The 16,855-nt window shown below is 70.7% G+C and carries 13 protein-coding genes and 1 pseudogene; 7 read left to right on the top strand and 7 right to left on the bottom strand.

Translation table 11 applies throughout. The features are described from left to right. Positions 1-446: 446 nt before the first annotated feature. Positions 447-2,324: a propionyl-CoA synthetase gene (locus BJF85_RS00895; RefSeq protein ID WP_075845325.1), complete on the bottom strand. Its 1,878-nt coding sequence runs from the start codon at positions 2,322-2,324 to the stop codon at positions 447-449. A 196-nt stretch (positions 2,325-2,520) separates the two neighbouring features. Here BJF85_RS00895 and BJF85_RS00890 point away from each other — a divergent pair, with 196 nt between their 5' ends. Continuing rightward, positions 2,521-4,191 carry a serine/threonine-protein kinase gene (locus BJF85_RS00890; RefSeq protein ID WP_075845348.1) on the top strand — a complete coding sequence of 557 codons (1,671 nt, stop codon included), beginning with the start codon at positions 2,521-2,523 and terminating at the stop codon, positions 4,189-4,191. Continuing rightward, entirely contained in the window at positions 4,188-4,865 is a 678-nt protein-coding gene (locus BJF85_RS00885) for a lysoplasmalogenase (protein ID WP_075845324.1), read from the top strand. Before BJF85_RS00890 ends, BJF85_RS00885 begins: the two co-directional genes overlap by 4 nt. Before the next feature lie 28 nt (positions 4,866-4,893). Here BJF85_RS00885 and BJF85_RS00880 read toward each other — a convergent pair whose 3' ends face one another. Next, entirely contained in the window at positions 4,894-6,471 is a 1,578-nt protein-coding gene (locus BJF85_RS00880) for a dolichyl-phosphate-mannose--protein mannosyltransferase (protein WP_075845323.1), read from the bottom strand. 79 nt (positions 6,472-6,550) lie between these two features. Here BJF85_RS00880 and rsmI point away from each other — a divergent pair, with 79 nt between their 5' ends. After that, positions 6,551-7,378: a 16S rRNA (cytidine(1402)-2'-O)-methyltransferase gene (gene rsmI, locus BJF85_RS00875; protein WP_075845322.1), complete on the top strand. Its 828-nt coding sequence runs from the start codon at positions 6,551-6,553 to the stop codon at positions 7,376-7,378. On the opposite strand, the gene BJF85_RS00870 is transcribed toward rsmI, so the two are convergent. From BJF85_RS00870 to BJF85_RS00850, 5 genes are all read right to left on the bottom strand, one after another. After that, positions 7,375-8,733, bottom strand: coding sequence for an aminodeoxychorismate synthase component I (locus BJF85_RS00870; RefSeq protein ID WP_075845347.1), 1,359 nt, complete (start codon positions 8,731-8,733; stop codon positions 7,375-7,377). The genes rsmI and BJF85_RS00870 overlap by 4 nt on opposite strands. Positions 8,734-9,056: 323 nt before the next feature. After that, entirely contained in the window at positions 9,057-9,692 is a 636-nt protein-coding gene (locus BJF85_RS00865; protein ID WP_255375292.1) for an ABC transporter permease, read from the bottom strand. After that, the gene (locus tag BJF85_RS00860; protein WP_083665812.1) at positions 9,685-10,527 is read right to left on the bottom strand and encodes an ABC transporter ATP-binding protein; all 843 of its coding nucleotides are present in this window, start codon (positions 10,525-10,527) and stop codon (positions 9,685-9,687) included. The genes BJF85_RS00865 and BJF85_RS00860 overlap by 8 nt, the downstream gene beginning before the upstream one ends. 17 nt (positions 10,528-10,544) lie before the next feature. Continuing rightward, positions 10,545-11,441 (bottom strand): ABC transporter substrate-binding protein, encoded by an 897-nt coding sequence (locus BJF85_RS00855; RefSeq protein ID WP_255375291.1) that lies wholly within the window; start codon positions 11,439-11,441, stop codon positions 10,545-10,547. Positions 11,442-11,677: 236 nt separating this feature from the next. After that, entirely contained in the window at positions 11,678-12,592 is a 915-nt protein-coding gene (locus tag BJF85_RS00850; RefSeq protein ID WP_075845321.1) for a TauD/TfdA family dioxygenase, read from the bottom strand. Between the two features lie 354 nt (positions 12,593-12,946). Between BJF85_RS00850 and BJF85_RS00845 the strand changes: the two are divergent. From BJF85_RS00845 to BJF85_RS00830, 4 genes and pseudogenes are all read left to right on the top strand, one after another. After that, positions 12,947-13,944, top strand: a pseudogene (locus BJF85_RS00845) (DUF4185 domain-containing protein). Between the two features lie 202 nt (positions 13,945-14,146). Then, entirely contained in the window at positions 14,147-14,725 is a 579-nt protein-coding gene (locus tag BJF85_RS00840) for a dimethylamine monooxygenase subunit DmmA family protein (protein ID WP_075845320.1), read from the top strand. Beyond that, positions 14,722-15,693 carry a PDR/VanB family oxidoreductase gene (locus tag BJF85_RS00835; protein ID WP_075845319.1) on the top strand — a complete coding sequence of 324 codons (972 nt, stop codon included), beginning with the start codon at positions 14,722-14,724 and terminating at the stop codon, positions 15,691-15,693. The genes BJF85_RS00840 and BJF85_RS00835 overlap by 4 nt, the downstream gene beginning before the upstream one ends. Then, positions 15,690-16,820, top strand: coding sequence for a DUF3445 domain-containing protein (locus tag BJF85_RS00830; protein ID WP_222844405.1), 1,131 nt, complete (start codon positions 15,690-15,692; stop codon positions 16,818-16,820). The genes BJF85_RS00835 and BJF85_RS00830 overlap by 4 nt, the downstream gene beginning before the upstream one ends. The last annotated feature ends 35 nt before the right edge of the window (positions 16,821-16,855 follow it).

Here is a 16,855-nt window from a genome sequence, read left to right as displayed (position 1 = left end):
AAAACCAGAAACCATCCACGGCTCCGGGTAGGCGCAACCCCAACCACCAAACCGCCACACAAACCAACGAAACCCTTGCGCCCTGCCGAGTGATACTCGAAACGAGAGGTCGAGGGATGACACGGAGCAGCGGCACAGCCGCCCAACCATCCCAGAGACCTGCCCGCCGGCGAGGCACCGCTCACCCCAAGCGCAGACCCCGCACCCAAACCGCCAACACAACGACGCGAATTGCCAACACAGCGACGCAGAACGCTGACACGGCGACGCGAACTGCTAACACGGCGACGTGAGGTGCTAACACGGCGACGCCAATTGCTGACACGGCGACGCAGAACGCTGACACGGCAACGTGGGGTGCCAACACGGCGACGCGAATTGCCAACACGGCGACGCAGAACGCCAACACGGCGACGTGAATTGCTGACACGGCGACGCAAAGGGCTCTAACCGGGGCGGAGGACCGGGGTTAGGGCGGTGAGGACGGTGGGGTCCTCGATGGTGGAGGGGACGGGTTCGTTCTTGCCGTCGGCGATGCCGCGCATGGTCTTGCGGAGGATCTTGCCGGAGCGGGTCTTGGGGAGGGCTTCGACGACGGAGACGTCGCGGAATGCGGCGACGGGACCGATGTCGCGGCGTACGGCTTCGACGAGTTCGTCGCGCAGCTGCTCCTCGGCGATGTCGGCGCCGGCTTTGAGGACGACGAGTCCGCGGGGAAGTTGGCCCTTGAGTTGGTCGGCGACGCCGATGACGGCGCATTCGGCGACGGCAGGGTGGGCGGCGAGCACGGCTTCCATGGAGCCGGTGGACAGGCGGTGTCCGGCGACGTTGATGACGTCGTCGGTGCGGCCCTGGACGAACAGATAGCCGTCGTAGTCGAGGTAGCCGGAGTCGCCGGTGAGGTAGTAGCCGTCGTAGCGGGACAGGTAGGAGTCGATGAACCGGGCGTCGTCGCCCCACAGCGTCGGCAGCGCACCCGGCGGCAGGGGCAGCTTGATCGCGATCGCGCCCTCCTGGCCCGCCGGCAGTGGATCGCCGGCCTGGTCGAGGATCTGCACGTTCCACCCGGGAACGGGCACGGTGGACGAACCCGGCTTCGGCGGCAGAGGTTCGATCCCGCGCAGGTTGGCGGCGATCGGCCAGCCCGTCTCGGTCTGCCACCAGTGGTCGACGACGGGAACGCCGAGCGTGTCGTGGGCCCAGTGGTAGGTCTCCGGGTCGAGCAGTTCGCCGGCCATGAACAACGTCGTGAACCGGCTCAGGTCGTACTTCGCCGGTTCGGCGGCGTCCGGATCGACCCGTTTGACGGCCCGCAGCGCCGTCGGCGCGGTGAACAGCGCCTTGACGCCGTGTTCGGAGATGACCCGCCAGAACGCGCCCGCGTCCGGTGTGCCCACCGGTTTGCCCTCGTACAGCACCGTCGTGGCGCCGATCAGCAGCGGCGCGTACACGATGTACGAGTGGCCGACGACCCAGCCGACGTCGGAGGCCGTCCACCACACGTCGCCGGGGTGGATGTCGTACACCGCGCCCATCGACCAGCTCAGCGCCACCGCGTGCCCGCCGCAGTCACGCACGACGCCCTTCGGTTTGCCCGTCGTGCCCGACGTGTACAGCACGTACAGCGGGTCGGTCGCCGCCACGGGCACAGGGTCGGCCGGGCTCGCGCCGGCCATCAGGTCGGCCCAGTCGACGTCGCGGTCGGTGAGCTCGGCGCGGTGGGCGTCGCGCTGCAGCACGACGACGTGGTCCGGCTGGTGCGTCGTCAGGGCCAACGCGTCCTCGACGATCGGTTTGTACTCGACCAGCCGCGTCGGTTCGATGCCGCACGAGCCGGCGACGATCGCCACCGGCTCAGCGTCCTCGATGCGCGCGGCCAGCTCCTTCGGCGCGAACCCGCCGAACACCACCGAATGCACCGCGCCGATCCGCGCGCACGCCAGCATCGCCACGACCGCCTCGGGCACCATCGGCATGTAGATGATCACCCGGTCGCCCTTGCCGACGCCGAGCGACGCCAGGCCGCCGGCGAACCGCGCCACCTCGTCGGTCAGCTCGGCGTAGGTGTAGGTGCGCTGCGTCGACGTCACCGGCGAGTCCCAGATCAACGCCGGCTGCTGCCCGCGGCCGGCCTCCACGTGCCGGTCGAGCGCGTTGTACGCGGTGTTCAGCTCCCCGTCGGGGAACCAGCGGTACAGCGGCGCGCGCGAGTCGTCCAGAGCCTTCGTGGGTGCCTTCGTCCAGGTCACGCCGCGGGCCGCGGCGAGCCAGAAACCCTCGGGATCGGTGATGCTGCGGTCGTAGGTGTCGGCGTACGCGCCCATCGCGGCTCTCCCTCGTCCTCTGCGCTGAGTCTCGGTCGGTCCCGACAGCGACGGTAGGCCGTAGATCGCGGCCGCACCAGAGCAACGCGGGCGAGGCGCATGCGTCCAGACTTAGGGTGGCCGACATACTGTGTCCACCGCCGCGGTCACCCGCAGGCGATGGACGTCACGAGCGACACGCATGAAGGAGCGAGAGGTGGAATCGATCGCTGGCTCGTTGCTGTCGCTGGCGTACCAGATCTTCCAGCCCGGGTTCTGTCCCGGCGACTGGGTGTGGGCGACGAGCATGGCGGGCCTGCTCATCGGACTGTGGCCCGTGGCCGGTGCCTTCGTCATCGCCGTGGTCCGCAAGTTCACGGGCAACCGCTACGACGGCGCCTCGCTCATCGCGATCGCCGGTATCGCCGTGGTCAGCGTCCTGGTGGTGCCGTGGACGCTCGCGAGCGGCGTGTCCGGTATCTACCGCGAGATCTTCGCCGGCGGCACGGGCGGGCTGACGCAGACCGACGTCGCCAACATGGGGCAGGAGTACTGCTTCGTCGGCACGCAGATCGAGTATCTCGGCGGCGGGCAGAACGTCTACGAGACGCTGTTCTACCCGTCCGGCAACGCCCTGGCCTACGGCCTCTACCTGGGCGGACTCGTCGGCCTGCCGATCCTCACGCTGCTGGCGATCATGCTGCTCGGCCGGATCGCGCTGCGCCGTGGCCCGAAGTGGCCGGGCCGGTTCATCTGGGGCTCCTACGTCGCGTTCGTCCTGCTCTCGGCCGGCGTCGAGGCCAACACGGCCATCCACCTGTGGCTCGGTTTCCTGCCGGCGATCATCCTCGGCGTCATCCCCGTGGCGATCATCGGACCGCCGAGCTGGGCGACCATCCAGAAGGCCGACCGGCCGCCCGAACCGCGTCCGCAGCCGCGGCCCGAACCCCGTCCCGAACCGGCCCCCGAGCCGCAGCGGCAGTACGCGCCCACGGCCGTGGCGCCCTCGCCGCCGCCGGTCGCCGCCGCGGCGTTCCCGGCGTCGTCGAACAGTGGCGACGGCCGGTTCGAACGCATCCGCAGGCTCGGCCAGGGCGGCTTCGGCACCGTGTGGCAGGCCCGCGACACGCAGCTCGGCCGCATCGTCGCGCTGAAGATCGCGCACGTCACCGATCCCGACACCGAGGAGCGCATGCGCCGCGAGGCGCGGGCGCTGGCGATGCTGTCGCACCCGAACTGCGTGCGTGTGTACGACCTCGTCGAGGAACACGACGGGCTCGCGCTGGTCATGGAGTACCTCGAGGGCCGTTCGCTGGCCGACGCCGTCGACAGCGGTGGCGCCCTCGACGACCAGGCCGCGGGCAGGTTGTGGGCCACGCTCGCCGGCGCGCTGTCGGCCGCTCACGAGAAGGGCGTGCTGCATCGCGACATGAAGCCGTCCAACGTCATCCTCGACCCGCAGGGCCTGCCGCACCTGATCGACTTCGGCATCGCGCGCAGCAAGAACGACGCCAAGCTGACCGCGACGGGCATGATGATCGGCACGCCGGACTACACCGCGCCCGAGGCCGCGGAGGGCAAGGAGGCCACGCCCGCCTCCGACGCGTGGCAGCTCGCGGCGACCGTGAGCTTCGCCCTGTCCGGCCACCCGCCGCGCGGCACCCGCGAGACGCCGATGGCGGCGCTCATGGCGGCCGCCCGCGCCGAACCGGCCAGCCATCTGCCCCAGCAGAGCGTGCACGCGCGACTGCTGCGTGCGTCGCTGGACCCGCAGCCCCGCAACCGGCCGACCCTGGCCGCCGTCGAACGGGAGGTCCAGGGCTGGCTCGCGCGCATGGGCTCGTCCCCGGACGGCCCCGTCACCCGCATCGTGCCGCGTTCGGAGTGAGCGCTCGTACGGCGAACGTGCTGCTGATCGCCTACGCGGTCGTCTCCGCGGGGCATCTCGTCGTGCAGCTCGCGGGACCGGCGTGGTTGTCGCGGCCCACCCAGATGCTGCTCATGCCGTTGCTCGCCGCGTGGCTGTGGTGCGCCGCAGCGGAACGCACCCGCCTCGTGCGGATCGCGGTGGTTGCGCTGGCTTTCTCGTGGCTGGGCGACTCGCTTCCCGTCGCGTTCACCGGTGACGCGGCGTTCCTCGCGATGGTTGCCGGCTTCCTGGCCGCTCAGGTCGGGTATTCGCTGGCGTTCTGGCCGTATCGCCGGGGCTCGGTGGCGCGGACCCCGTGGACCGGGCTCTACGTCGTCGCGTTCGCCGTCCTGTTCGGGCTGTGCGCACCGGGAGCAGGCGAGATGCTCGTGCCCGTCGCGGTCTACGGCGGCTGCCTCACGCTGATGGCCGTACTCGCCACGGGCGTCGGCCGACTCGCGGGCATCGGCGGCGCAGTGTTCTTCTGCTCCGATGCGCTCATTGCCCTCAGTGCCTTCGCCGACTGGTACGACCCACCGGTGGGCGGGTTCTGGGTGATGCTCACCTACCTGGCCGGGCAGGTTCTGCTGGCCGCGGGTGTGTTGCGCCGCGTGCGGTCAGACGCCGCGACCGGAGATGCTGTGCGCGGGTGAGGCCGTGCCCGGTCGGGCCCCGCGGCGGTCAACGCCAGGACGGCAGCCAGAGCTGCGCGTTCCACTGGTCCACGGTGATGGACTCGCCCACGAGGATCGGCCACAGCCACACGAAGTTCGCGACGACCAACCCGGTGTAGAGGGCGACGACGAGCAGTCCGGTGCCCCGGCGTTCGAACCCGTCCTTCGCCCTGCCCAGCAGGTGGCCGAGCACGAGCGTCAGGCCGAGCACGAGGAACGGCGCCATGGGCGTGGCGTAGAAGAAGTACATCTGCCGGTCGAGGTTGACGAACCACGGCAGCAGGCCCGCGCCGTAGCCCACCAGCACGGCGGCGTAGCGCCAGTCGGCGCGCAGCAGCATCCGCCACAGACCCCACGCCAGCACCGGCAGGGCCAGCCACCACATCGCGGGCGTGCCGATGAGCATCGTCGCCTGGACACACTCGTGCTGTCCGCAACCGCCGATGTCGCTGCCCGAGCTGTGGTAGTACAGCATCGGCCGCAGCCCCATGGGCCACGTCCACGGTTTCGACTCCCACGGATGCGGATCGCCGTCCGGGGTCGCGAGGCCGCTGTGGAAGTCCAGGACGTTGAACGTGTACAGCATCAGGTTCTGCAAGGCCGTGGGCAGGAACCCGAACGAGTCGTCGCCCTCGATCTCGGCGTAGTGCCGGTCGGTGGCTGTCTCACTGGCCAGCCACGCCCACCAGGTGCTGAAGTACACCAGCACCGACACGAGGCCGATGGCCCACGCGGCGGGAGCCAGGTCGCGGCGCAGCACGCCCAGCCACGGCCGCGCGACACCGGCCGCGCGGCGCGCCGCGATGTCGAAGGCGATCGTGAGCAGCCCGAACGCCAGCACCCAGTACATGCCCGACCACTTGATCGCGGTCGCCAGGCCCACCAGCAGACCCGCGCCGAACCGCCACCAGCGGAAACCGAGCCGCGGACCGTACGGCGTCTCGTGCAGCCAGCCCTCACGGACGGCGACGGCGAGTCGTTCGCGCACCTGGTCCCGGTCGACGAGCACACACGCGAACGCGGCGACGACGAACAGCGCCTGGAAGATGTCGAGCATCCCCATGCGCGACTGCAGGTGCAGCACGCCGTCGCAGATCACGAGGATGCCGGCCACGGCGCCGAGCAGCGTCGACCGCGTCAGCCGCCGCGCGATGCGGATGACCAGCAGGATGATGAGCACGCCCGCGAGCGCGGCCGTGAACCGCCAACCCCAGCCGTTGTAGCCGAACAGCCACTCGCCGACGGCCGTCAGCTGCTTCGCCAGCGGCGGATGCACCACCAGCTCGTAGCCGTAGTTGTCCTCGTAACCGCCGTTGCGCAGCATCTGCCACGCCTGCGGCACGTAGTGCTTCTCGTCGAAGACCGGCGAACCGTCGTCGGTGGGATGACCCAGGTTCCACAGCCGGACGACGCCGCCGATGGTCGTGATGACGAGCGTGACCCACAGCGCGCGCATCCGGTCGGCCGGCATCGGCGTGCCGAGCAGCGCGGCCTCCCGGTCCGACGGCGGGGCCCCGCCCGAACCGCTGCCGCTGCCGCCACTGGCGCCCTGGCCAGGGCGGGAACGGGTCAGAACGGCGGTCACGAGGGCCGATCCTACGGGCGCCGATGTGAAACCCCGTGCAGGCCGGGATCTTGCACGCGGCCGCGCTAGCCTCGACGTCATGCCGTTGATCCTCGCCGGGACGCCGCTCGGCGACCGCGCAGACGCCAGTCCGAGGCTCGCCGAGGCGTTGCGGGAGGCCGACGTCATCGCCGCGGAGGACACGCGCCGGCTGCGCGGGCTGACCACGGCGCTGGAGGTGACCACGACGGCCAGGGTCGTCAGCTTCTACGAGGACGTCGAGACCGCCCGCCTGCCGCGTCTGCTGGAGGCCGTGCGCGCGGGCGAGACCGTGGTGCTGGTGACCGACGCGGGCATGCCGAGCGTGTCCGACCCGGGGTTCCGTCTCGTGGCCGCGTGCGCCGACGAGGACCTGCCCGTCACGTGCGTACCCGGACCGTCGGCGGTGACGACGGCACTCGCGCTGTCCGGCCTGGCCCCCGACCGCTTCTGCTTCGACGGTTTCGCTCCGCGCAAACCCGGCGAACGCGCGCGCTGGCTCGCCGAACTCGTCGGCGAGAAGCGCACCACCGTGTTCTTCGAATCCCCGCACCGGCTCGCGTCGACGTTGGCCGACGCCGCCGAGACGCTCGGCGCCGACCGGCGGGCGGTCGTGTGCCGGGAGCTGACCAAGACCTACGAGCAGGTGCGCCGCGGGGGCCTCGGCGAACTCGCCGCGTGGGCGGCCGACGGGGTGCGAGGGGAGATCACCGTCGTCCTCGCGGGCGCGGCGCCGCGTGCGGTGCGGGTCGAGGACCTGGTCGCCGACGTCGCGGGCCGGGTCGAGGCGGGCGAGCGGCTCAAGGCCGTCGCCGCCGAGGTGGCGGAGCGGACCGGCGTGTCGAAGAAGGAGCTCTACGACGCCGTGGTCGCAGCGCGGAACGGCTAGGGCGCGCGCCTAGGGCGTACGGAACCGGTGCGTGCGGAACTGGGGCGCGCGGACCGGGGCGGGGTTGCCAGCAGCTGTTCGAGCGGGGCGGCCTTGTCGAGGCATTCGCGCCATTCGGCAGCCGGGTCGGAATCGGCCGTGATGCCGCCGCCGACGCCCACCTCGACGATGCCGTCGCGGATCTCGAACGTCCGGATCGCCACGTTCAGCTCGAGCCCGGCGACCGGCGACACGAGGCCCATCGCGCCCGTGTACAGCCCGCGGGCGTCGCCCTCGAGCTCGGCGATGAGATCGAGCGCGCGGATCTTCGGCGCGCCGGTGACCGAGCCGGGTGGGAACGTCGCGCGGAGCAGGTCGGCGTCACCGTTGCCAGGGGCGAGCGTGCCGACGACCGTCGAATCGAGATGCCACACGCCCGGCGCGGGCCGGACCGCCAACAGCTCCGGGACGCGCACGCTGCCGACGGCGCAGACGCGGCCGAGGTCGTTGCGCACCAGGTCGGTGATCATCACGTTCTCCGCGACGTCCTTGACCGACGCCCGGAGCTGCTCGGCCCCCGTGTCGCCCGCGTCGCCGGTGCGCGGACGGGTGCCCTTGATCGGCGTGGAGCGCACGTCGGCGTCGCGGCGCGAGACGAACAGCTCCGGGGACATCGACACCGCACTGCCCCATGCGCCCGACAGATACGCCGCGCGCATCGGGTTCAACCGGCGCACGCCCTCGGCGAACAGCGCGACCGGCGCGCCGTCGAAGCGGCCCGTGAACCGGGTGCAGATGTTGGCCTGGAACAGCTCGCCGGCCTCGATGGCGTGCACGCATTCGCGCACGGCCTTGTGGTGGACGTCGGCGGGCGGGCGGTGCAGCGACGTGGCCCGCCACGTGTCCGGCACCGGCGGCGGGTCGGTGAGGAGCCGTTCGAACTCGTCGACCTCCGGCCCCGTGTGCGGGCGGAGCGACTCGAACCACCACCGGCCTGCGGCGTCGAGGCGCAGCACGTGATCGGCCCACCCCCACACGGCCCGCGGCAGCAGACCGGCGCGGCCGGACGGGTCGGCCAGGTCGTAGGACAGGTAGCCGAACCACCCGCCGCCGACCGCCCCGGCATCGGTGTCGGCGGCGTCGGTGTCGGCCGTGGGCTCGGAGCGTCCGGTGGGGTCGGGCAGGTCGAGCGCGGTGTCGAGGTCGGTGACGGGCTCGAGCCGAACGGACGGGGCGAGGACGGCGCGGGAGCGGAACCAGTCGCCGGTGAGCGCCGCGGGCGGGGGCAGGCCGAGCGTGCGGGCGCGGTGCTCGAGCGCGGTCAGCACCCGCTCGGCGGGGAGCCGCGAGGTGAGTGCCGTCCGCTGGAGCCGCATATCGGGCATTGTCACCCGTCCGGACGCCCCACACCCCGCAAAGGTGGCCAACACGACCCGCAGTAACCACCCGCAGCGAGACCCAAAAGCTCCCGAGGGCCCCATGGTCGCGTTCAACGCGACCATGGCCTCGGGAACTTTGACGGGGTTAGCGCGCCAGCGGGAGAGGCGACGCTCCGTGAGGACGAGGGCGTGGTTGAGGGTCACGCCGAGCAGGGAGATCGTCACGATGCCCGCGTACATCTCCGGCACGAGGAAGCTGTACTGCGACGCGTTGATCAGGTAGCCCAGCCCGGCCTCGGCGCCGACCATCTCGGCCGCGATCAGCACGAGGATCGAACTGGCGCCGGCCAACCGGATTCCGGTGAAGATCGTCGCACGGACGCGGGCAGCACGACCTTCCCGAACAACGCGAGCGGCGAGAAGCCCAGCGACCGCGCCGATTTGATCAGCAGCGGGTCCACGGTCCGCACGGCGCTCACCGTGTTGAGCAGGATCGGCCACGTGCACGCGAACACCACGAGCGACACCTTCGACAGCTCGCCCAGGCCCAGCAGCAGCACGAACACCGGCAGCAGCGCCAGCGCGGCGGTGTTGCGGAACAGCTCCAGCAGGGGATTCAGTGCCACGTGCACCGGCCGGTACCAGCCGATCAGGATGCCCAGCGGCACCGCCAGCGCCGCGGCGACGACGAACCCGGCGAGCGAACGCGCGAGGCTCGCGCCGAAGTGCTCCCACAGCTCACCCGTCGCCGACAGTTCGACCATCGCCTGCACGACCCGGCTGAACGGGGGTAGGAAGATGCTGTCGACCAGCCCGAGGCGCGGCGCGAGTTCCCACAACGCCAGGAACGCGACCACGCCCGCCGAACCGACCAGCACCCGGCGGGCCCGGCCGGTCCCGCCCGGCCGGGTCGGGGCGCCGTGAACGGGGCGCGGTGGTGCGTCGATGTCAGCCAACGGGGACGACCTCCTCGGCCTCCTCGGCAGCCGCGCCCTGCCGGGCGTCGGCCGACGCGCCGGTGCTGTCCTCCCCGCGGAGCAGGCTCCAGATCTCGTGCCGGTGGTGGGCGAATGCCGGCGTGGAGCGGATGTCCTCGCCGGAGGCCCGGCCCGGCAGGTCGACGTCGACCACGGCCCGCACGCGGCCCGGCCGCGCGCTCAGCACAGCGACCTTCCTGCCGAGGAACACCGCCTCCTCGATGCTGTGCGTGATGAACACGATCGTCTTCTGCGTCTGCTGCCAAATGCGCAGCAGTTCCTCCTGCAGGACGTCGCGCGTCTGTGCGTCGAGTGCGGCGAACGGTTCGTCCATCAACAGCACATCCGGGTCGTAGGCCAGGCTGCGGGCGATGGCGACGCGTTGTTTCATTCCGCCGGACAGTTGGTCGGGATAGTGCTGTTCGAAACCGCCGAGTCCGACGAGGTCGAGATAATGGCGTGCGCGTTCGCGGCGTTCGTTCTTCGGCACCTTTTTCGCCTCGAGTCCGAATTCGACGTTGCCTTGCGCGGTGCGCCACGGCAGCAGCGCGTACTGCTGGAACACGACGCCGCGGTCCAGCCCGGGGCCGGTGACGACCCGGTCGCCGATGCGGATCTGCCCGGACGTCGGATGGTCGAGCCCGGCCAGCAGGTCCAGCAGCGTCGACTTGCCCGAACCGCTGGGGCCGACCACGACGGCGAGCTGTCCGGCCTCGATGCGCAGGTCGATGCCGCTCAGTGCGGTGACCTCCTCACCCCCGCTGGTGCGGGCGTGGAATCTCTTCGACACGTCGTCGAACACGATGGCGTTCATCAGCTTCTCCAGTGGGGTCAGGACCGGTACGGGTTGAACTCGTTGGTGTAGAGGTCGCGGGTGGCGATGTCGTGCAGGGCGGGGCGGGTCTCGGCGGCGCGCTCCTTCCACAGGTCGAACTCGCGGTCGGCGATCAGTCCGCCGGGCAGGGCGACGCCGGTCGAGCGCCAGTACCGGATGGCCTCGGTGTCCTCGTTGCGTTGTCGCCGCGTGATGATGTCGGCGAAGCGGGCGACGACCTCGTCCCGCGGACGGGTTTGCGCCCACCGCGCCGCCCTGGCCGTGCCGGCGAGGAACCGCCGGGCGGTGTCGGCGTGCTCGCGCAGGTAGGCCGACCGCATCACGTAACAGCCCGCGCTGAAGGCACCGAGCAGTTCGTAGTCGCTGAACACCGTGCGGATTCCGCCGCGTGCCAGGGCTTTCTCCCGCGTGATGTCGGTCATGCACGCCACGTCGAGCTGTCCCGAGTGCAGTGCCTGTTCCGCGCTGACGGGTGGCACGACGACGAGCTGCACCGAGTCGATCTCCTCCGGGGTCAGTCCGGCGCGTTCGAGGTACAGGGTGAGCACGTCCTCGTGGTGCGCGCCGAGGGTGTTCACGCCGACCTTCTTGCCGATGAAGTCGCGCGGCCCGCGGATCGGGCTGTCCTCGAGCACGAAGTAGCCGGCCTCGGTGCGCGAGTCGGCACCGTAGTAACTGAGCACGGACGTGATGGGAGCGCCCGCGGCGACGAGCCGCAGGATCGCGCCGTTGAACGCGCCGCCGATGTCGATGTCGCCGGTGACGACGGACTGGATGTCCTGCGGCCCGCTGATCGTGTTGCCGATCCATTCGAGCCGGGTGTCGCCGAGGAAACCGAGGTCGTCGGCGAGTTCGAAGAACAGGACTTTGCCCGCCCAACCCTGGTACCGCACGGTGTCGGGGCGTGCGGTGTCGGCGCCGGCGCGGCGACGCAGCCGCTCAACGCGGCGGCCGCGGCCGTGCCGAAGGCGGCGCCCGCGGCCAGGCGGAGTGCGTCGCGGCGGTTGACGGTTCGGAGGGTGCTCACACTCGTCGCTTTCCCCGGTCCCGCGAGCGGTCATCGTGTCCACTGTGGATATAGCGGGCACGGCTCGCTCGCGGCACCGGTGTGGTGGTCCGTGCGGTGGCGTCAGGCCGGCGTGTAGGCCGAGGCATCGCCCTGGAGGGCCACGCTGCGCCTGCCGTCGACACTCACGGGAACGTCGCCTGCGACGGTCACGCGGTGCAGCCTGCGCGGCGTGTCCCCGAAATCGGAGACGGCGTAGTGCTGGGTCAGCCGGTTGTCCCAGATCGCGATGTCGCCCGGCGCCCAGCGCCAGCGCACGGTGTTCTCCAGTCGCGACACGTGGTTCTGCAGAACCTCGAACAGGTGCCGTGAGTCGCTTCCGTTGTAGCCGACGAACTTCTGCGCGAAGTGCCCGAGCAGCAGCGTCTTCTCGCCGGTCTCCGGGTGGATCCGCACCACCGGGTGCTCGGTCTTGTACACGGTCGAGGTGAACTGCTCGCGGTAGCGCTGCGCCTGTTCGGTGACGGCGGCGACGGCGTGCGAGGAGCTGTAGTCGTAGTCGTTGGTGTGCACCGCCCAGAGCTGTTCGGCCATTCGCTGGAGCGAATCGGGGAGGCTCTCGTAGGCGGACACGGTGTTGGCCCAGGCGGTGTCGCCGCCGTACGGCGGGAGCACGATCGCGCGCAGCAGCGAGAACGACGGCGGCGCCTGGACGAACGTCACGTCGTGGTGCCAGCTGTTGGCGCGGTTGCCGCGCTCGGCGTCGACGGGCAGCACGTTGCTGTTCGCCTCGGCGCCGGGAACGGTCGGATGCGCGGACGTCAGTTCCCCGAGTTTGCGGGCGAATCCGGCCTGCAGGTCGTCGTCGAGGTGATCCTGACCTCGGACGAACACCACCTTGTGCTCGAGAATCGCCTGCCGGACGAGCGCGACGACGTCGTCGCTGGTGTCGGGTCCCAGTTCGACACCGGTGATCTCGGCGCCGAGCGATCCGGCGACGGGCTGAACGTCGATGACGGTGGTCTGACTCGCGGTCATGCTGCACTCCTGATGTTGTCTGCGCTTTTCTGTTGCTCCGAGCCACTACGGCGCTATGATCATTTGGCTTTTTTGTGCACGATCGATTCGGCGGGTCGAGATTTTGGACGCACTTAGCCCGGGGAAATGTCGTTCGGGTGAATTGTTCACCGGCCTCCGTCGGTGGGCATCGTGCTCGCCATGACTTCAGGGTGGCCATGAGTGGAGCGCGGCGTCAACCATTTCTCGGCGATCCCATCAATTGGACGAAAAGCCCACGCGCGGGGCGAATAAATGCACCGAATTAATAATCGCGTGCAATGAGGTTCTCGTCGTTCGCGGGCGAGGTGTGCGGTGTCGCGTTACGTTCGGGGCATGGAGATCAGGCCGCTGCACACGGAACGGATCGCGCAGGTCACCGGGACGGCGTCGGCCAACCGCACCGGTGAGCGGTTCGCGATCGAGGCCACCGACCTCGGACTGTTGTGGGATGCCGGGGACGGCCGGGTGTTCGTGCTGTTCGGCGACACCTTCGGCGCGGGTTGGGGTGGTCATGGCGCTGGCCCCGGCAACGCCGACTGGCGCAGCAACGTCCTCGCCTGGTCGACGGGCCGTGACCTGTCGGCCGGCCTGTCGCTGGACGGGGTCGTCGAGCGGTCCGGCGGCGGTGCGACGCAGGTCATTCCCTCGGCGCGGCGCGAGGTCACGGTCATCCCCAACGGCGCGATCACCGTCGGCGGCGTGCACTACGTGCACTACATGTCGGTGCGCGAATGGGGACGACCCGGCCACTGGCGGACGAACCACGCCGGTATCGCCGTCTCGACCGACGACGGACGCAGCTGGGACCGGCCCCGGTCCGCGCGGTGGAAGAACCGCGACGGCGACAACCGATTCCAGATCGGCGCCTTCGCGCTCGGCGATGGCCCCGACGGCGAGTGGGTGCATCTGTTCGGCACCACCAACGGCAGGCACGACGTGCCGTACCTGGCGCGCCTGCCCCGCGCGGACCCGGCGAACGTGCGGGCCTGCGAGTACTGGAACGGCGACGGGTGGGGTCGCGACGAGCGGGACGCGGCCCCGGTCGCGACGGATCGGTGGGCGAGATGTCCGTGGGCTACCATTCGGGGTTCGGGCTGTGGGTGATGCTGCACCTCGACGAGCCGCGCAAGGGCATCGTGCTGCGCAGCGCCCCGGCGGTGACCGGGCCGTGGAGCAGGGGAGAGGTCGTCGTGTCTGGCGACGAGTTCCCCGCGATCTACGGCGGGTTCCTCCACCCGTGGTCGCTCGACGGGCCGGAGCTGTACTACCTCGTCTCCCAATGGGGCCCGTACAACGTCTTCCTCACCCGAACCCGTCTCGAGGTGGTGTGACCCCGCCTGGGCTCGGGGTCAGGGGGCGTCGTAACCCGGAACAACGCCCGCGTTATTCCGGGTTACGGGTCCTAACCCGGAATAACGGACGTCGAAACACACCTTTCACGGGTCGGCAACCTCCGCGCGCCGCGCAGGGCGTCTACTGACGGGCAACAGAGTTTCCTGGTAATAGGAGTTGCCGTGAGGTAGGAGTCCAGGAATGAACACACTGGAACACACCAGCGTCCCGGCGTGGGCCCGCGGATCGGACGCGGCCACCGGGGACACCGCTGCCGTGGGCGTCGCTGACCTGGGCGCCGGCAGCCCGGTCGGCGGGGCGTGGCATCTCCTCGTGGGCGTCGGCGACGACGGTCGGGCGCGGGTGGCCGCATGGGAACGCGAGACGGGCCTGCCGACCGAGACCGTCCTCGCGGGCACGGTCGACGAGGCCGGACCGCGCCTGTCCGACGCGCTCGCCCGCGCCACGGTCGGCGTCCGGCTGCGGATCGCCGGTCCGGTCGGAGACTGCCTGCAACTGCGCGGGGTCGCGCTGACGGCGGGTATCGAGGACGACGAACTCGACGTGAACCCCACCGGAACCGGGCCGATCGAACTCTACTGTGGACACTGCGCGGCCGTCACCCGCGTCGAGGCCGGGATCGGTGACGTCGCGGACTGCGCCGGATGCGCCCGCGGCCTTCACATCTACTACCACGTCTCCCGCAATTCCGGGCGGTTCCTCGGTTTCCAGCACGACGCCGAAACGCGGCCCGGAAACGAGGAGGGGACGCAGCGATGAGCGCGCGTACGCTGGAACTCGTCGTGACCGCCGTCCGGGACACCGCACCGGACGTCCGTGCGGTCACCCTGGCCGACCCCGACGGGAACCCGCTTCCCGGGTACGTTCCCGGCAGCCACCTCGTGCTCGCACTCGGCGAGCAGGGCGAGTGGCGCAACGCCTACAGTCTCACCGGCGACGGCGTCGCGCCGGCGACCTACGACATCTCCGTGCTGCACGTGCCCGGCGGTGCGGGCGGTTCCGACTGGCTGCACCGCGAACTCCGGCCCGGCATGCGGCTCACCGCGCAGCTGCCGCGCAGCGCGTTCGCACCCGTCGCCCGCGCGCGCAGGCACCTGCTGATCGCCGGCGGCATCGGTGTCACGCCGATCGTGTCGCATCTGCATGCGGCCCGCCGATGGGGACGCGAGGTGCAGGTGCTGTACGCGTTCCGGCCCGGCCGCGGCGCGCACCTGGACGACCTCGAGACGCTGACAGCCCCGCTGCCGGGGCCCGGCGTCGAGACGTGCACCGACCGCGACATGTTGCTGGCGCGACTGTCCACAGTGCTGCGCGGACAGCCCGTCGGCACGCACCTGTACGTCTGCGGCCCCGGCGCGATGATCGACGCCGTGCTGTCGGCCGCGGGCGACGCCGGCTGGCCCGCCTCACGCCTGCACTCCGAACGCTTCGGCGTCGACGCGCTCGACCCCGGCGAGCCGTTCACGCTCACGGTCACCCGGGGCGGCGTCGCCGAACGGTTCGACGTGCCCAGCGGCGTCAGCCTGCTCGAAACCCTCGAACGCCACGGCGTCGACGTGCCCAACATGTGTAGGCAGGGCGTGTGCGGTGAATGCCGGCTGCCCGTCACCGGCGGCACACCCCTGCACCGCGACCTGTTCCTCGGCGACGACGAGAAGGCCGCCGGCGAGGCCGTGATGGCCTGCGTCTCCCGCGCCGACGGCCCCACCCTGGAGGTGTCCCTGTGAACCGCCCGGCACCCGCAAGCGCAGCAACCTCAAGCACAGCACCAACCGACACAGCACCGGACGGCACGGCGCCGACGTATGCGACGACGCCCGCGGGGATGCTCGGCGTCCCGACGACCCCCGCCGATCGGCTCGACGAGTTGACCGCCCGGTTCCCGTTCCCGTTCACCGCCGACCGGTTCCGCTACTCCACCAACGTCCAGCCGGCGGGTGTGCCGGTGCGGACGGAGGTCGGCGGGTGGGGTGAGGCGGTGGTGGACGTCGACGGGGAGTACGCCGCGGAACTCGCCGAGCGCGCGGACATCGTGCGCCGCGATCCGCGCCGTCAGGCCACATTGCCGCACATGCGGCCCGCGGCGTGGGACGCGATGCTGACGTTGATGCGTGAGCTGTCCGCCGCCTATCCGGAGAGTTTCACGCTGGAGCCTCTCGGCGGCGACGAGTACCGCTGGCACAACGCGTTGCTCGGCGACCGGCTGCGGTTCCGCTACGGCGACGACGGCACGGTGGCCGATCCGATGGCCTACATCGGCTCGCAGGTGCAGGAGGACATCGTCCTGCTCGACCAGCGCGAGCAGCTCTACGCCGACGCCGGTGTCGTCACGTTCGCCGCCGACTGGAACTTCGGGTTCGACCTCGGCATGAGCTTCCTGGAGATTCACGGCCCGGTGCCGCGCATCCACGAAGAGCGCGTCATCACCCGTGCACACGACTTCCTCCAGCGGTTGCAGCCGCACGAGCCGTATCGGCGCACGAACTGGACGCTCACCGTGGGCCGCAGGCTCGACGTGTCCACCGAGACCTACCCCGGCTGGGGTCCGGAACGGGCGATGGTGCCGAGCATCGACGACGACCTGTTCGGCGAGCTGCTGCACCTGCGCGTCGAGGTGCAGCACCTGATCCGGCTCGCCGATTCGGGTGCGGTGATGTTCCTGATCCGCACGCATCTGCTCCCGTTGCGGCAGATCGCGCGCATCGAACCGTGGCGGGTGCGCATGGCGAACGTGCTCGCCGAACTGCCCGAGGACATGGCCGATTACAAGGGACTCATCGAGACCCGCGACCGCGTCGCCGACTGGCTGCGAAGCCACGGCCCGCATTCCGGCGTAGGCGCTACCAGACCGTAACGCCCACGGCGTGATCGGCAACGTCGCCGAAGTAC

It is taken from the genome of Saccharomonospora sp. CUA-673 (assembly GCF_001942305.1).
Lineage (GTDB): Bacteria > Actinomycetota > Actinomycetes > Mycobacteriales > Pseudonocardiaceae > Prauserella.
This window is presented reverse-complemented; position numbering and strand designations above follow the sequence as displayed.

What these genes read in the sequence shown, in the direction of transcription:
- BJF85_RS00840 (WP_075845320.1), top strand. Translation starts at nt 14,147, where the DNA reads ATGAACACACTGGAACACACCAGCGTCCCGGCGTGGGCCCGCGGATCG.
- rsmI (WP_075845322.1), top strand. Translation starts at nt 6,551, where the DNA reads ATGCCGTTGATCCTCGCCGGGACGCCGCTCGGCGACCGCGCAGACGCC.
- BJF85_RS00860 (WP_083665812.1), bottom strand. Translation starts at nt 10,527, where the DNA reads ATGAACGCCATCGTGTTCGACGACGTGTCGAAGAGATTCCACGCCCGC.
- BJF85_RS00835 (WP_075845319.1), top strand. Translation starts at nt 14,722, where the DNA reads ATGAGCGCGCGTACGCTGGAACTCGTCGTGACCGCCGTCCGGGACACC.
- BJF85_RS00870 (WP_075845347.1), bottom strand. Translation starts at nt 8,733, where the DNA reads ATGCGGCTCCAGCGGACGGCACTCACCTCGCGGCTCCCCGCCGAGCGG.
- BJF85_RS00895 (WP_075845325.1), bottom strand. Translation starts at nt 2,324, where the DNA reads ATGGGCGCGTACGCCGACACCTACGACCGCAGCATCACCGATCCCGAG.
- BJF85_RS00850 (WP_075845321.1), bottom strand. Translation starts at nt 12,592, where the DNA reads ATGACCGCGAGTCAGACCACCGTCATCGACGTTCAGCCCGTCGCCGGA.